At 61.5% G+C, this 15,724-nt stretch carries 11 protein-coding genes; 5 read left to right on the top strand and 6 right to left on the bottom strand.

Annotation, left to right across the window (positions count from 1 at the left end):
• Positions 1-46: 46 nt before the first annotated feature.
• A complete protein-coding gene (locus TSA66_RS10475) occupies positions 47-1,801 on the bottom strand; it encodes a GMC family oxidoreductase N-terminal domain-containing protein (protein WP_040039962.1) in 1,755 nt (584 codons plus the stop codon).
• 242 nt (positions 1,802-2,043) lie between these two features.
• Here TSA66_RS10475 and TSA66_RS10470 point away from each other — a divergent pair, with 242 nt between their 5' ends.
• Positions 2,044-5,376 (top strand): hybrid sensor histidine kinase/response regulator, encoded by a 3,333-nt coding sequence (locus tag TSA66_RS10470; protein WP_052452235.1) that lies wholly within the window; start codon positions 2,044-2,046, stop codon positions 5,374-5,376.
• 51 nt (positions 5,377-5,427) lie between these two features.
• Here TSA66_RS10470 and TSA66_RS10465 read toward each other — a convergent pair whose 3' ends face one another.
• Entirely contained in the window at positions 5,428-5,847 is a 420-nt protein-coding gene (locus TSA66_RS10465) for a hypothetical protein (protein WP_040039961.1), read from the bottom strand.
• A 437-nt stretch (positions 5,848-6,284) separates the two neighbouring features.
• Here TSA66_RS10465 and TSA66_RS10460 point away from each other — a divergent pair, with 437 nt between their 5' ends.
• The 3 genes from TSA66_RS10460 to TSA66_RS10450 all read left to right on the top strand — a co-directional run bounded on the left by TSA66_RS10460 (position 6,285) and on the right by TSA66_RS10450 (position 9,209).
• A complete protein-coding gene (locus TSA66_RS10460; RefSeq protein ID WP_040039960.1) occupies positions 6,285-7,586 on the top strand; it encodes an NCS2 family permease in 1,302 nt (433 codons plus the stop codon).
• Between the two features lie 178 nt (positions 7,587-7,764).
• Positions 7,765-8,463: a hypothetical protein gene (locus TSA66_RS10455; RefSeq protein ID WP_040039959.1), complete on the top strand. Its 699-nt coding sequence runs from the start codon at positions 7,765-7,767 to the stop codon at positions 8,461-8,463.
• A gap of 299 nt (positions 8,464-8,762) precedes the next feature.
• Positions 8,763-9,209: a hypothetical protein gene (locus TSA66_RS10450; RefSeq protein WP_040039958.1), complete on the top strand. Its 447-nt coding sequence runs from the start codon at positions 8,763-8,765 to the stop codon at positions 9,207-9,209.
• Positions 9,210-9,243: 34 nt separating this feature from the next.
• On the opposite strand, the gene TSA66_RS10445 is transcribed toward TSA66_RS10450, so the two are convergent.
• From TSA66_RS10445 to TSA66_RS10430, 4 genes are all read right to left on the bottom strand, one after another.
• Positions 9,244-10,209, bottom strand: a complete 966-nt coding sequence (locus TSA66_RS10445; RefSeq protein ID WP_040039957.1) for a bile acid:sodium symporter family protein — start codon at positions 10,207-10,209, stop codon at positions 9,244-9,246.
• Positions 10,210-10,378: 169 nt separating this feature from the next.
• On the bottom strand, positions 10,379-11,344 hold the full coding sequence (locus TSA66_RS10440; protein ID WP_040039956.1) for an alpha/beta fold hydrolase: 966 nt from the start codon (positions 11,342-11,344) through the stop codon (positions 10,379-10,381).
• 256 nt (positions 11,345-11,600) lie between these two features.
• Positions 11,601-13,277: a TonB C-terminal domain-containing protein gene (locus tag TSA66_RS10435; RefSeq protein ID WP_157691655.1), complete on the bottom strand. Its 1,677-nt coding sequence runs from the start codon at positions 13,275-13,277 to the stop codon at positions 11,601-11,603.
• A 134-nt stretch (positions 13,278-13,411) separates the two neighbouring features.
• Positions 13,412-13,876: a hypothetical protein gene (locus TSA66_RS10430; RefSeq protein ID WP_040039954.1), complete on the bottom strand. Its 465-nt coding sequence runs from the start codon at positions 13,874-13,876 to the stop codon at positions 13,412-13,414.
• 333 nt (positions 13,877-14,209) lie between these two features.
• Here TSA66_RS10430 and TSA66_RS10425 point away from each other — a divergent pair, with 333 nt between their 5' ends.
• Positions 14,210-15,667 (top strand): HupA family protein, encoded by a 1,458-nt coding sequence (locus TSA66_RS10425; protein WP_040039953.1) that lies wholly within the window; start codon positions 14,210-14,212, stop codon positions 15,665-15,667.
• Positions 15,668-15,724: the final 57 nt, after the last annotated feature.

Raw genomic sequence — 15,724 nt, 5'->3', positions numbered from 1 at the left:
AGCAGCCTTCTCTGGTGAAAATCCGTTTTCCCGGGATGGAAGGCCGTCACAGATCGGCGTCCGGCACATTTCCCGTCATCTCGTGGGCGATCCATTCCGACAGCGCAGTGATGGTTGCTGCCGGGTTGGCGCCGAGCGCGGTCGGCATCAGCGAGCCATCCGCCACATACAGCCCCTGGTAACCGAACACCTGGCCGCGGCTGCCGTCGCGCGCGCTCACCACGCCCAGCTGCGGCGAATCCGCCAGCGCGCAGCCGCCGAGCGGATGGACCGTCACATTGTTATTGATCGGCCATAGCCAGTTCGGCATCGGCAGATAGCGCCGGCCGCCGATGAAGCGCGTGAAGCGCTTGCCGAGCCGGACGATCGCGTTGTACAGCGGACGATTGCTGTCCTGCGGCCAGTCGATGTCGAGATAGCCGTGCCGGTTCAGGCGCAGCGTGCCGTCGGCCGTGTCGAGCCCCATGCACAGCAATACGGCGCTGTAGCGCGACACGTCATGCGAAAACAGTTTCTGCATCAGATAGCCGGCGCTGTTGCGCTTGCGCCCGGGATAAGCGCGGTCGAATGCATACCGGAGCACCTGCCACAGCTTTGCGAGCGGATGCATGATTGGGCCAACCGCCGCCACCGCCCACCCGGCCTGGGTCGGGTAGCTGGCATCCTGCAGCAGGAAGGCCTGGCTGCGGTCGAGCCGGTCGAACAGGCGATGGTCGGCGTACTGGGTGATCACCGGGCCGTAGGTGGAATCGATCTCGCGCTTGCCGTCCAGCGCAAACGCAAGGAAATCGCCATTGCCGGAAAAACGCTGACCCAGACAGGCCGAAATGCGCGGCAGCGTGGCATGCACGTCGCGGCAGCGCAACAGCAGTTCTGTACTGCCCAGCGTACCGGCGGCCAGCACCACGCGGCGCGCGGTGACGCCATGCTCGACGCCGCTTTGTACATCGCGATATACCACCCGGTAGCCGTGACGGCCGTCGCCGTCCGGATCGTCCTGCAGCTGCGCGTCGAGCGGCACAATGCGCACCGCTTCCGATCCGGTGCGAATGGCAAGCCGGTAGCGCGCCTGCGCCGCATGCAGGTAATTGCGGTCGAGCGAATTCTTCGCCTGCACGTTGCAGCCAATGTCGCACTCCCCGCAGTACGTGCACGAGGTCTGCAGCGCGCCGTAGCGGTTCGTTTCCTGCACGCCCAGCGGCGTGGGCGGCCCGCTGCCGTCACTGTAGCCATTGCCGAAGAAGACGCAGATGTCGGCCAGCGCCGTCGGCAGCCGCTCGGCGCGCGCAAAAGCCTGGAAATGCCCGGTGCGCCGGATGTAGCGCCGGTCGTGCGGACCTTCCGCCGGTGGCACGGGACGCGCGCCGAGCACCTGCTGCGCCACGTCGTAATATGGCGCGAGCGCGTCGCGGCTGACATTGCAGGGCCAGTTTTGCTCGAACACCGCAGCCGGCGGGCGCAGGAACACATTGGCATAAATCTGCGAACCGCCGCCCAGGGCGGCAGAGGTAACGGTATCGATCCGGTCGAAATGGCGGATGTCGAACAGGCCATCCAGATGGCCGCGCCTTTCCTTGCGCCGCTGCACGGCGCGCGGACGCCGCATCCGGTCGCCGTCAGGGCACCAGACGTTGTCGGCCATGTCGTGTGGGCTGCGCGGAAAGGCTCCGAGCGCATAGGCCTTGCCGCGTTCGAGCAGAGCGACCCTGCCCGGCCATTTCTTCGACAGGCGCGCCCCCATCACCGCACCGCCGAAGCCGCTACCGATGACGACCGCCTCGTATTCCAGACTGACACCCATTTCCCCCTCCCTTGACCAGCTGTTGCGCAGGCCACTAGGCCACTGCGACTACGCCGCTGATTTGTCACTTATTGTTGACTATTGGCAATTATTTGCAGGGATAATATTTGATTTCTGTCAATGAATGGAAAATTTGTTTCCCTGTTGTCTCGTTCGGCATTGATCGCGGCAGGGAATGAATCTGTTACGATCAGTTACGATGTGTTTCATATTTGAAACTTCTGACAGTACGCTTTGACCCGATGGCTGTGCTCTTCCGATTCTTCCGCTTTTGCTTCCTGCCGGTAGTGGCATGGCTTTTATTTAATGCAGCCGCACATGCCGGCGTCGTCGAAGCAAGCAATACGGCGCCGCTTAACCTGACGCCATACTGGGACGCGCTGCAGCACGTTCCGCGTGCGTGGAGCATCGAGGACATCGTGCAACCGCACAATGCCGCCCGCTTCGTCGCCCCGGCCAGGCAGCTGCTGGACAGGGAAGCCGACTCCATCAATTTCGGCATGAGCTCTTCCGCCGTCTGGCTGCGCGTCACCTTGCGCAACAGTAGCGCGGCCGATATCGAGCGCCGGATCGAAATCGCGTTTCCGCAGCTCGACAACATCGCTCTGTACGTGCCGCAACAAGGCGGATACAGCAAGATGACGGCGGGCGACGCCTACCCGTTCGCGCAGCGCCCGCTGGCGCACCGCTATTTCGTTTTTCCGCTGCAGCTGGCGGCGCACTCGGATACCACCGTCTACCTGCGCGTGGCATCCGACAGTTCGCTCGACGTTCCAGCCACGCTGTGGGAGCCGCAGGCTTTCGAGACCGAAAGCCTGCGCCAGTACATCGGTCAGGCGCTCTACTTCGGCATGTGGCTGGCCCTCGGCCTGTACAACCTGCTGCTGTTCGTCTCGCTGCGCGACCGCTCCTATTTCTACTACGTGATGTTTACGGCGACCAGCGCGCTGAGCCTGCTGTCCTATAGCGGCATTGGCTTTCAGTTCCTCTGGCCGCAGTCGCCGCACTGGGCCAACATCTCCAGCATGATCGGCTTTGCCTCCAACGGGCTGGCGCTGCTGCTGTTTCAGCGCCACCTGATGGCGACCCAGGCTACCGTGCCGGCACTTGACCGCGTCATGCTCGCCTTCATGGCGGCCAACGTGCTGCAGATGATCGGCTTCATCTGGCTGCCGTTCTCTCCGATGGTCAAGGTCGGCATCGCCATCGATGCGCTCAACATGCTGTTTTCGGCGCTCGTGGCAATCGTGTGCCTACGGCGCGGCCAGCGCAGCGCGCGCGTTTTCCTGCTGGCGTTCGGCGCGCTGGTGCTGACGGCGCTGCTGACGGCACTGCGCAGCTTCGGCCTGGTTCCCACCAATTTTTTCACCACCAACGGCATGCAGCTCGGCTCGGCGCTGGAGATGCTGCTGTTCTCGCTGGCGCTGGCCGACCGCTTCAACCTGATCCGGGCCGAAAAGGAAGCGGCGCAGCAGCAGCTGGTGGACAGTCTGAAACGTTCCGAACGCATGCTGGAACAGCGTGTCGAGGAGCGCACAGCGGAACTGTCGCGCACCAACGCCGAGCTGCGCGAGCATGAACAGGCACTGCAGGCGGCCAAGGAAGTAGCGGAGGAAGCCTCGCGCATGAAGTCGGCATTCCTGGCCAACATGAGCCATGAAATCCGTACCCCGATGAATGCGGTCATCGGCATGGCCTATCTGGCGCTGCGCACCGAGCTGACCGGCAAGCAGCGCGACTACGTGGAAAAGATCCACCGCGCCGCGATTTCCCTGCTCGGCATCATCAACGACATCCTCGACTTTTCCAAGATCGAGGCCGGCAAGCTCGATATCGAGCAAACCGAGTTTTCGCTCAATGAAGTGCTGGGCAACGTCAATTCCGTGACCAGCCAGAAGGCTCACGAAAAGGGCTTACACTACCTGTTCGACGTGGCCGACGATGTGCCGGTACATTTGGTTGGCGACCCGCTGCGGCTGGGCCAGGTGCTGATCAACCTGATGAGCAACGCCATCAAGTTCACGCCGCAAGGCGATGTGAGGCTGCATTGCCGCGTCGAGCGCGTGTCGCACAAGGACGTCGAGCTGCGCTTCGACGTGCGCGACACCGGCATCGGCATGACGCCGGAGCAGCAGAGCCGGCTGTTCCAGGCCTTTCCCCAAGCGGACGATTCCACGACCCGCAAGTACGGCGGGACCGGGCTCGGGCTGGCGATTTCCAAGCGCCTGATCGAAATGATGGGTGGCACGTTAACGCTGTACAGCAAGGCCGGCGCCGGCTCCACTTTCAGCTTCGCGCTGCGCTTTGGTCTGGGCGCCGCGCTGCAGGCCATGCTGCCGTACCTGCCGGAACGCCTGCTCGGCTGCCGCGTGCTGGTGGTCGACGACAATCCGGCAGCACGCGAAATCCTGGTGCAGATGATCGCCGGCCTGCGCCTGACGGCCGACGCCGAGTCCGGTGCCGCCGAAGCGCTGGCTGCGATTCGCCGCGCCGACGCCACCATGCCTTACGACGTGGTGCTGGCCGACCTCGGCATGCCGCGCATGAACGGGCTGGAACTGGCGAGTGCGATCGCCGCAGCCGGCCTGCTGCACACGCCCAAAGTGATTCTGGTGACCGCATTCGGTCGTGAGGAAGTGATCAGGCAGGCCGAGACCGCGCCATTGGCGGCCGTGCTATTCAAGCCGCTCGACCAGTCGATGCTGCACGATACGCTGGTCAACGTGCTGGCGCGCGACACCGGCGTGCGGGCCGCGTCACCGCGACAGGGCGTGCCGCGTTTCGACGGACGCAAGATCCTGCTGGTCGAGGACAACGACGTCAACCAGCAGGTCGCGCTAGAAATGCTGGCTGCAGCCGGTCTGCAAGTTGATCTCGCGGCCAATGGACGCATCGCCCTGGAACGACTGCTGACCGCAGGCCCGCGCGAGTACGACCTGGTGCTGATGGATATCCAGATGCCGGAAATGGGCGGGCACGACGCCACGCGCAGCATCCGCATGGACCCGCGCTTTGCGACGCTGCCGATCATCGCCATGACCGCCCACGCCACCGAGGAGGAGCGCGCAGCCTGCGTCAGGAGCGGCATGCAAGACCACATCACCAAGCCGATCAATCCGGCGCTGTTTTACCAGACGCTGGCGCGCTGGCTGCCACGGGGATCAGCGGTGCCCCATTTCGCGCATGCGGCCGACGAACCGGCGCCGGACCTGCCTGCCATCGAGATACCCGGCTTCGACACCGCCGATACGCTCGATCGCCTGGCCGGCGACGTGACGCTGTATTACCAGGTACTGGACATGCTGACGCCGACGCTGCAGGATGCGCTGGCCCGCTTCAAGACAGCGGTCGATGCCGGCGACCAAGCAGCGGCGGCATCGATTGCGCACAGCGTGCGCGGCATGGCTTCCAATGTCGGGGCTACGGAATTAGCCGCAGCCGCCACCGAACTGGAAGCTGCGCTCGCCCGCGACGGTGCAACCGGCCAGCAGCTGACAAGCTTTATTTCACTGATCGAGGAAACCCTGGGCATCGTCGCGCAAGCGCTGGCAGGCAAAAGCGCCGCCATTGCGTGAACACAGCGATTGCCGCGCGGAGCCAATACAGGTTCCCGTCCGGCTTGCCGCTCAGGCGAGTACCAGATGCCGTTGCTGCTCCGGCAAGAATTCCCGGATGTCGCGCGGCTTGCGCCGGCGCGGATGCTCGATCTGGTCGAGCCGCATGGCGCGCGCTGCCTTCCACAGTAAAACGTCGTCTTCATACGGACGCAGCGCCGCAGTCTTTTCCCACAGCACCCGCCGGTGCGTAATGAAATCCCAGCACACCGGCGTCAAGCCGTCGAGCTTGCCTTCCGCCTTCAGCTTCAATGCCATCCCCATCACGTCGCCGACGTTCGGCACGTCTTCCGGGAAATGGATCGAATTGGCCCAAGCGCGTACATCGCAGAAATCGAGAACCTGGCCGCGAATCGGCCTGGACCACTGATTAGGATGCGCATGCCGGTTCGACCAGCGCTCCGCTCCCACCCAGGCACCTGTCTTTACCATGCTTGATCTCCTTTACTGAGTGAATCGAGGCTTTGCGATGACCTGATACAGCACAGACGACCAACAAGCAGTAATAACGGCGTTACTTGTAAAAAACGCAGGAAAAACATCGTGAAAACCTTGCAACGATCAAATCAATCAAAAGAAATTTGACCATCAAATCCACATACTGTTCATTCATACAGTACCATGCATCTTCCCCTTTGTCCACGCGGCTGCTTTGCCATGTGGCGTCATTTCCAATGAGGAATTCATAATGCCATTTCACTTGCGGCCGGCAACAGCAAGAACGGAGCGCGCCGGGATCCACTGCGCGTTTTTCCTGTCCCCTGTTTCATATTTGACGAAATTTTTACCGTCTTTCGATCACGCAATGATGTCTTGCGGCAAAATACCGGCCTGACTAATTCTTGGTCTAACGCAACCTGGAGAAAAAAATGAGTTTGATGGAACGGCTCTTCAAGCTAAGGGAACAGAACACCGACGTGCGCACCGAAGTGCTGGCCGGTCTGACCACCTTCCTGACCATGGCCTATATCGTCTTTGTCAACCCGTCCATCCTCGGCGACGCCGGCATGCCCAAGGATGCGGTATTCGTTGCCACCTGCATCGCCGCAGCGATCGGCACGCTGGTGATGGGCTTGTACGCGAATTACCCGATCGCGATGGCGCCGGGCATGGGCTTGAACGCCTACTTCGCCTACGGCGTCGTCAAGGGCATGGGCTTTTCCTGGGAAGCAGCGCTGGGCGCGGTCTGCATTTCCGGCATCCTGTTCGTGATCGTCAGCCTGGTGCGCATCCGCGAAATGATCATCCGCGGCATTCCGCATTCGGTGCGCACCGCGATCACCGCGGGCATCGGCCTGTTCCTCGCGATCATCTCGCTCAAGAACGCCGGCATCATCACTTCGCATCCGGCCACCTACATCACGCTGGGCGACCTGCACAAGGCGCCGGCGATCCTCGCCATCGTCGGCTTTTTCCTGATCGTCTCGCTCGACCGCCTGAAGGTGAAAGGCGCGATCCTGATCGGCATCGTGGCCGTCACCATCCTCAGCTTTTTCTTTGGCGGTAACCAGTTCGGCGGCGTCGTGTCCATGCCGCCGTCGATTGCGCCGACCCTGTTCAAGCTCGACATTTCCGCCGCGCTGTCGGTCGGCATCCTGAACGTCGTGCTGGTGTTCTTCCTGGTCGAACTGTTCGACGCCACCGGTACCCTGATGGGCGTGGCCAACCGCGCCGGACTGCTCAAGGAAGGCAAGATGGACCGCCTGAACAAGGCGCTCCTGGCCGACAGCAGCGCGATTGTCGCCGGCTCCTTCCTCGGCACTTCCAGCACCACCGCGTATATCGAAAGCGCCGCCGGCGTGCAGGCCGGCGGCCGTACCGGCCTGACGGCGGTGACCGTTGCCGTGCTGTTCCTGGCCTGCCTGTTCATCGCGCCGCTGGCTGGTGCCGTGCCGGCGTACGCGACCGCGCCTGCGCTGTTGTTCGTGTCCTGCCTGATGCTGCGCGAGCTGGTCGATATCGCCTGGGACGACACCACCGAAAGCGTGCCGGCGGTGGTCACCGCTCTGATGATGCCGTTCACCTACTCGATCGCCAACGGCGTGGCCTTCGGTTTCATCTCGTATGCGGGCCTGAAGCTGTTTACCGGCCGCGCCAAGGAAGTCCCGGCCATCGTATGGATCATTGCCGCGATCTTCGTTTTCCGCTACGTCTACCTGGGCGCGGATTAAGCACGTTCGGCCGCGCATCCACTGCGCTGCCACAACACTCATCGCCAAGAGCCTGAAGCGTATCCATGCGCGTCAGGCTCTTCGCGGTTGATGCATCATTCCCCTCATCACTTCTTAAACGGAATGGCATAGAGTTTGCTGACAACTGGCTGACCACCTCAACACAAGGAGATCAGCCATGAAAGCAAACTTGACCGTTATCGCTGCCGCGCTTGCCCTATCTTTTTCGGCAAGCGTGCACGCCCAATCCTCTTCCAGTTCTTCGTCGCAGCAATCCCAGAATCAATCCGGCGCTCAACAGCAGCAGGGGGGCAAGGATAACTGCGACAACATGAAGGGCAATGCGAAGGATATCTGCAAGGCCCAAGTCGATGGGCAAAAAAAGGTATCGGAAGCGCAAGCCAAGGTAAACGCACGCGATACCCCAAAGAATCGTCTCGACCTGGAGGAGGCAAAAGCCGATGCCCAGTACAAGCTCGCCAAGGCCCAATGCAACGATCAGGTGGGCGATGCGAAGAAAGCTTGCGAAGATGTCGCCAAAGCCTCGCGCGACCTCGCCATCGCCCAAGCGAAGCGGCAATCCCTGACCCAAACCTCCTCCGGCGCCAGCGCCTCAGGCAGCACCGCCTCCGGTCAGTCGGGGCAATCCAGCCAACCCAGCCAATCCACCCAATCGGGACAGGCTGGAGCAGCGCCAACATCCGGCAGCACGCCGGATACTTCCGGCACCTCGGCGTCGCCACAACCCAGCGCATCCAGCGGAAGTTCGTCCAGCAATACCACCGGGACACAGGGCAGCACGTCCGGATCGAACGTTTCTGGCGGCACGCAGCCCGGCCAGTCGCCACAGCAAAACCCGGGGCAAGCGCCGCAGTAGCTTATCTACGGCAATTCTTTCTGTATTGCACTAAATCGGATTCAAGGCCGCCTGCTTCCGGCCTTGATGCTGACATGCGGAGCCAACTTCTTGGCAGCAAGGGCCGGCTTACTTGAATTATGTTTTTTGCAATATAAAACTAAGGCCTTAAGCCCGCCGAAGTGATTGCACGTCATCAATGCCGTTTCGTGCAATATGGATATTCTCTCCATATTCTCAGCCAGCGCGAGCTTAGACGTCTGTCTTGGCGACAGAAAAGACTCGCATTGAGAACAATAGCGTGAGAGTGGAGATGAAAAATGCGAAACGAGTTTTATGCAAGCGACCAATCATTCTGGAAAGCGGCCATCCTGCTGGGCGTGCTGCTGCTCCTTGGCGGGCGATACGGCTTGCAGCTCTATTTGGATCACAAGCTTGACCTTGCGCAGGCCCAATGGGAAGTGGAAATCGAGAAAGCGAGATCGGTGGCACAAGCTGCGCAACTGCGACTGATTTCACTGACCAACCGGCCCCATGTTCGGCAGGACGAGGCAAAGGCGAAGGAAGTCGAACTGATCCGCGCGGAAGCGCGCAACAGCCATCTTCGGTACCAGGAGATCCTGGCACAAGCCATGCATGAAAAGGAAATGGCCGAACAACAGGCGCGACGGGAAAGCGAACGCCAGCAGCATGACGGCGCAACCGAGAGCCGGAACCAGATCGCCGCGCTGCGGCGCGCCCTCGACATTCCGATTCAGCGCCACTGAAGCGGCTCGCCTCCCGCGCCCGCGTGGAAGACCCTTAGCCGTTCAGACGGGCATAGCGCTGCGCCAGTATTGAACCGACCATCAGCTGAATCTGATGGAACAGCATGAGCGGCAGCACAATCATGCCGACCGCATGGCCGGCGAACAGGACCTTGGCCATCGGCACGCCCGTCGCGAGGCTCTTTTTCGAGCCGCAAAAAACGATGGCGATCTCATCCGCCCGGTTGAAACCCAGGCGGCGGCTGCAAAAACGTGACAGCATCAGCGCGACGGCCAGCAACACGACATTCACCAGCACCAGACCGGCCAGCGCGGCCGGCGGCAGTTGATGCCACAGTCCTTGGTTCACAGCTGCGCTGAACGCGGTGTATACCACCAGCAGGATCGAACCCTGATCGACCAGCCGCAGGCCGGCCTTGTGCCGGTCGACCCATTTCCCGATGCGCTTTCGCGCCATCTGGCCGGCGACGAACGGCAGCAATAGCTGCAGCACGATCGACAGCACCGCGTCCAACGATGCATGGCTGGCACTGCTACCCGCAAATATCAGGCTGACCAGCAGCGGCGTGATGAAAATGCCGAGCAGATTGGATGCCGACGCACTGCATACCGCTGCCGGCACGTTACCCTTGGCCATCGCCGTCAGCGCGATCGAGGACTGCACCGTCGACGGCAGCACGCACAGGAACAGAATGCCGAGGTACAGGTCGGGCGTAATGAGTTGCAGCGCCAGCGGCTTCATCAGCGCGCCCAGCAGCGGAAACATCACGAAGGTGCTCGCCAGGACAACCAGATGCAGGCGCCAGTGCATGGCACCGGCAATGACGGCCTCGCGCGAGAGCTTGGCGCCGTGCAGGAAGAACAGCAAGGCGATCGCCGCGTAAGTGATCGCATTGAACACGTCTGCGATCGCTCCGGAACAGGGAAAAAAGCTGGCAAGGGCGACCGTAGCGGCCAGCGCAAGTGTGAAATTATCGGGAAAGTAAGCGGGGCGGGCCATGATGGATTTTCTCGGAGCGTCGCGTCAGGAGCATCTCCTGACCGGACGCGACGACGCATTATAAGTCAAGAGCCCGTTGCCCCATCAGAATAGGCTCTTCATGGCTGCAGCCCCGGCGGGCGCTGGGAAAACCGTTGCGCGCCGGGCTGCGCGAGGCGTCAGGTCCGTGCTACTTGGCCGCCTGCGGGCTGGGCGCCGGTAGCTTGGCGACGTAGTTCTTGCGGAAGCGTACATAGTCCCATGCCGTCGTCCCCGGCTGTTCGAGCATCGGCATATGGCCGGTATCCTCCAGCATGATCACTTTCGAGTTCGGCAGCAGCTTGTGCAGGATGTCGGCAGTCCCCGGGTGAATGACGCGGTCTTCGGTGCCCCAGACAATCAGCGTCGGAATCGGCAAATCCTTGATGCGCGTTTCCATGGAAGGATCGTTGACGATCTGCTGGAAGATCTTTTCCTCGAGGTCGGCATTTTTGATGCGTTCCTGTGCCATGGTGTTGAGGACGGGCCGCGGCGCAAACGGCGGATCGCTCATCACAAACTTGACGACATTCGCAAACTCGTCCTCGTTCCGGACGATCAGCGGATTTTTCCCGGTCTTCAGGTAAATTTCCGCAAATTCGCTCTTGGGCGCCTCCCAGATACCGGAAGGATCGAGCAGCCACAGGCTCTTGACCTCGTCGCGGTACAGTTCCGCGTAAGCCATCGCGATTTGCCCGCCCATCGAATTACCGCCGAGATGGACATCCTTGATATTGAGCGCTTGCGCAAACGCATGCAGGCGCTTGGCCTGGGCGGCCGGCGTGTAATCGCCGTCCGGCAGGTGGGTCGATTCGCCGAAGCCGACATGATCCGGGATGATGACGCGGTAGTCCTTGGTCAGGCCGCCGGCCACGCGCGTGAAATTGTCCTTGTTGCCGCCAAATCCGTGCAGCAGCATCAGCACCTCGCCTTTTCCACCCGCCAGATAAGCGTAATGCAGCCCATCCGGCAGATCGATTTCATGGCGCTCCAGATTGGCCTTCTTCCGGTCCATGTTGATCGCGAAGTTGGTGAGTGTCGGCGCCTGCCCCGCACACCCGGCCAGAAACAGCAGCGCGAGCAGAAACGGGAAAATAAGTCGCTGATGCAAAGTCATGTCGGGGCCTTCTTTGAAAAAGTCACTTGATGGTTCGGGCCGCTGCGGCGCATTCCGCTACTGCGCGAACGGCATACGCCGTCGGCATTGCGCCGGCCCGGCGAGCAGGAAATCGTGCGGAATGGCGCGTGCACAGTGCAACACAATCGCACATGCCAAAATGTTAAGACCACCGGATCGACACGATCGCTTTTTATGCTGACAGGTGAGGCCAAACCCATGGCTTCATGAGCCATCCCGTACCGCGGCCAGGTCTTCAGCGCACTTCTTCCAGCAGCCTGAGCTGCTCGTCGAAGCGCCAGGCGCGCCGGATCTCGATTACGTCGAAGCGCCTCGCCAGCTCTGGCGGAAATGCGGCGTAACGCGCGTTGAGCCTGATAATGCGCCGCACCGCTTCGTCGAGTTCGGGGCGTCCGCTGCTACGGTGGAAAATGATTTCTTCAACGCTGCCGTCGCTGCGCACGGCCACGGTCACGATCGGTTCGGTATACGCGGAATCGACCAGCGATTGCCTGTAATTCAGGCGGCCGTTGCGCTCGATCTTGAGGCGCCAGCTTTCCACATACATCATCAAGCCGACGTCGTGATCGACGCGCCCGAGCACCGAGCGGCGGCGCGCGGGATCTGCCGCCTGCGGCATCGGTTCGGGCATCGGGCGCGGCAACGGAGCCTGCAGCGCCGGGCTGCTCTGCATGTCGCCCGTTTTCCTGGCCTGTTCCAGTGCCCGCGCGGCCAGGCTGATGCCGGGAGCATTGCGCGGCAAAGCGGGCGACGCTGCCGCCGCTTCCCGTTCTGCCATCGCCTGCTCGCGTTGCCTTGCCGCAGCGGCTTGCGCCTCGGCCTGCGCGCGCTCTTTGGCGGCGAGTTCCTCCGCCTGCTTCTGGCGCAACGCCACTTCTTGCGCCTGCCTGCGCGCTTCCCGCTCCATCGCTTCGCGCCGTGCGTGCTCCGCTTCCTGCAGCCTCAGCTCCTCACGCTTTCTCGCTTCCATCACCTGCATCTCTTGCTCCCGGCGCGCATTTTCCTCTTCCTGCCGCCGTTGCTGCGCCTGCTGTTGTGCCGCGTCTTCTGCCTGCCTGCGTGCGTCCAGTTCCTGCGCCTCGCGTTCTGCGCGCGCGATGTCCTGCAGCCGTTTTTCCTCCTGCCGTTGCGCCTCCAGCTCCAGTGCGCGCCGTGTCTGCTCTTGCTCCTCGCGCCGTTGCCGCTCCTGCATGGCGAGTGCCTGCGCCTGCCTGCGCGCTTCCAATTCCTGCACCTCGCGTTGTTCTTCCAGAGCCCTTGCTTCGGCTTCACGCATGCGTAGTGCGGCCTGCTCATCTGCGCGCATCTGTTCCTGATCCGGCGCAGTCGGCTCGGCTGGCATGGCCTCATCCGGCAGTGCGGGAGGCACAAGCTCCGGCAGCGCACCGGATGGCGCCGCGGCTGTGCGTGCTGGCCCGTCCAGAACGGGAAGCGGTACTGAAAATGTCTCCTGTCCCATGTCATCCTGGGTCAGCAGGCGCGGCCCCGTTGCGGCCGGTGCCGGTTGTCTGCGTTGGCGCGGCTTGGAGGTGGCCGGCGCGCGAACCGGTTTCGCTACGCCTGCGCGCGCCGCAGGCGCTGCGGATACTGGCATGTCCGCCGGCGCCAGTTGCACGCGGGGGCGAGCGGGCAATGAAGTGTATGGACGCGCTTCGGCACTTTTCGGCATTTGCGTCCCGGCACCCGCGCTGCCCGCCGCAGCCACCGCGCCCTGCTGGTTCGCCGCTTGCTCGGGGCGTGTCGCCTCCATCAGCACGACACGCAATCCGTCTGCCTGCGCCCGCCGTTGATGCCAGGGTAGTTCCAGGCCGGGCAACCCCAGCCCGGGAAGTCCGAACTGCAGTGACATGACAAATGCATGGGCCAGCAGGGACAGCATGACGGCAACGGTGAGCCGGCTGCGCTGCCTCACGTCAGGATGGCGGCCGGCCCCGGCCGCTGGAGGAGGTGCGCACTGCATCATCGGAGCCAAAACGCGCCCATGCGCGGTTGCAATGCGTCAGACGACGGAAGCGTGCTCACTGGCGACCTGCATCGTGCTGATCGTCACGACTGCTCTTTGAGCAGGCAGAGCGATTCGAGCAATGGCGAGAAATAGGCGCGGGATTGTGCGTAATCGATGCAGGCGTAGTCGTGGAAGGATGCCCGCACCACGAATGGCGGCGCTGCGATGATCTTGCCGATCACGCGGTAGTTGTTGTCCTGTGCCATGCAGTCCGTGATCGCAACGCAGGCGCCGTCGAGCGTGTCGCTTTCATCGTCGACGATGCGCCATTGATAGCCGCCCATGTTATCGAGCGACTTCAGGTCGTTTGCGCGAAACACCTTGACGACTTGCTCTGCAGCACGCGTATCGTCCTCGCGCAATTTCCAGGTGCTGATATACAGTCCCTTGGTGCCGTCGCTTGCTTCGAAGTAGAGCGAACTGCTACTGCTCGCGTCGCGTTGTCCCCAGTCTGAAGGCAAGGACATGATCCACGTGTCGGTACGGATAGTGTAGTAAGTGGTCAATTCGTTTCCCCTGAATGCAACATGGCTAGTCGCGGCATGCACATCAACCGCGTTTCTTGTTCTCTCTTTCGCCAAGCCATGCCCGGATCTTAGTTGTGCCGTAGCATAACGCAATACAGATGCCGACAGGTGATTCCTGAGGGACAGTTCAATTTCAAAAAGGAAAAATAGAGCTTGATCAAAGGTTGGTTTTAATGACGCATGGTTAGTCCGCGCCGTTGCTCGATCTCAAAATAGGCGAGGTGCTCGCTGGATAAATTGAGGAAACTCCTTCTCTCGAACAATCGATTTGAGGGAGGAATTTCCCAACTCCAATTTCGAGGACCAACGTCAATGCGAACTCATCTGCGCCTCACACTCCTGTCGCTCTCCGTATCGCTCGCTCTTGCTGCATGCGGGGGCGGCGGAGGCGGCTCCGATACCGCAGCCTCCGGCGGGCAAACGGGCGGCAACAACAATGGCTCGCAACCCGGCAATACGGGCAACACCGGCAATACGGGCACCTTCCCGACTACTACCGCATCCATGGTCATGGCATGTCCTCAGGATGTGGCTGACGCAGGTACGACTGAGCAGTGCAGCGGCGACATAGCCATTACTGCGGACAAAGGCAATGGCGTGCTGGTGACCAATTCCGGGGTCCAGGTGATTGCCAAATCCTCCGTTGATAAGCAAACTACGGCAGAGGGTCTGGCGCTGACCACGGACGGCATTGCCGAGATCAGGTTGTTCAAAGGCGCGAGCACGGTGTCGAAGCCATCCCTTCTGCTTAACAATCTAGGCATCAAATGGGACGGCACAACCGAAAGGCCGCAGATTATTGAAAGGTTCCTGTCCACGCAGGGCCGCACGGAATTCGGCGCAAACAAGGTTATCTCGGTTGTTGCTCTACCAGTCTTCGGCACCTTCGACGCTACCAAACGCAACGACCCGGCATATCAGTCGCGCTACGCCAACAACACTTACTTTCCGCGCACTGCCCCGGCTTCGGTCTGTCCGCCTGGTACGACGCGTGGAACGGCGGAATGTCCGGCTGAAACAACTGCCGCCAAATTTGCTTTCACAAAAGGCAACTGGCAAGACCCAGTCCCCGGCACTGATCCGGACGAGACCGATGCCGGGCGCCTCCACGAGGACGGCGACGTTTCTCGAACACCGGATGTTCCCTTCCCCGGAACGAAGGGATACCGCGACTTTGCCAACTACAGTTACCGCTACGCCAATGTGACCAAGTGGCTGTCGCAGGATACGGTCGAGATCGCGGAGTGGAAAGGCGTTCAGACAGTCACCGAACATACCCAGAACCGCCGCGGCGTCGTCGCATTCGGCGATGTGACGGACTCGACGAAGATCCCGGCCACCGGCACCGCCACCTACAAGGGCTGGTTCTATGGCTGGTATGCAAGTACTGTTAACGATCCGAACCCCGTGCCGTTCCGTGCCGAGGTGACGATAACAGCTAATTTTGCAGCGCGCACCGTGGCGGTGACAGCGGTCAATGGGACTAATGTCGGGGTAAATCCAAATACGCCACTGGCAGCCCTGAACTTCACATCAACGACAGATATTCTTATGGGGCCGAATGGCTCGAATGTCGCAAACTACATGACTGGTGCGCTCGCCAACGGCAATCTGAAGGGCGGCCTCGGCGGACGCTTCTTCGGCCCGGTCGAGACTGGTGTCGGCGGCAACGGTCCAGCCGAGATTGGCGCATCCATCAGGATGCAGGACTCCGGCACAGGCGTTACGCTGATTGGCGGCATCATTGCAATCAAGCGAAACCTACCATAACAGCAATGCAGGAAAGGGCAGGATTACCTGCCCTTTTTTAATTTGCTCCGTTTCAGC

Source organism: Noviherbaspirillum autotrophicum (assembly GCF_000818395.1).
Taxonomy (GTDB): Bacteria; Pseudomonadota; Gammaproteobacteria; order Burkholderiales; family Burkholderiaceae_D; genus Noviherbaspirillum; species Noviherbaspirillum autotrophicum.
Note: the sequence above shows the minus strand (reverse complement) of the source record. Positions and strands in the feature narration are given on the sequence as shown.

What these genes read in the sequence shown, in the direction of transcription:
- TSA66_RS10425 (WP_040039953.1), top strand. Translation starts at nt 14,210, where the DNA reads ATGCGAACTCATCTGCGCCTCACACTCCTGTCGCTCTCCGTATCGCTC.
- TSA66_RS10460 (WP_040039960.1), top strand. Translation starts at nt 6,285, where the DNA reads ATGAGTTTGATGGAACGGCTCTTCAAGCTAAGGGAACAGAACACCGAC.
- TSA66_RS10450 (WP_040039958.1), top strand. Translation starts at nt 8,763, where the DNA reads ATGCGAAACGAGTTTTATGCAAGCGACCAATCATTCTGGAAAGCGGCC.
- TSA66_RS10470 (WP_052452235.1), top strand. Translation starts at nt 2,044, where the DNA reads ATGGCTGTGCTCTTCCGATTCTTCCGCTTTTGCTTCCTGCCGGTAGTG.
- TSA66_RS10440 (WP_040039956.1), bottom strand. Translation starts at nt 11,344, where the DNA reads ATGACTTTGCATCAGCGACTTATTTTCCCGTTTCTGCTCGCGCTGCTG.
- TSA66_RS10445 (WP_040039957.1), bottom strand. Translation starts at nt 10,209, where the DNA reads ATGGCCCGCCCCGCTTACTTTCCCGATAATTTCACACTTGCGCTGGCC.
- TSA66_RS10455 (WP_040039959.1), top strand. Translation starts at nt 7,765, where the DNA reads ATGAAAGCAAACTTGACCGTTATCGCTGCCGCGCTTGCCCTATCTTTT.
- TSA66_RS10465 (WP_040039961.1), bottom strand. Translation starts at nt 5,847, where the DNA reads ATGGTAAAGACAGGTGCCTGGGTGGGAGCGGAGCGCTGGTCGAACCGG.
- TSA66_RS10475 (WP_040039962.1), bottom strand. Translation starts at nt 1,801, where the DNA reads ATGGGTGTCAGTCTGGAATACGAGGCGGTCGTCATCGGTAGCGGCTTC.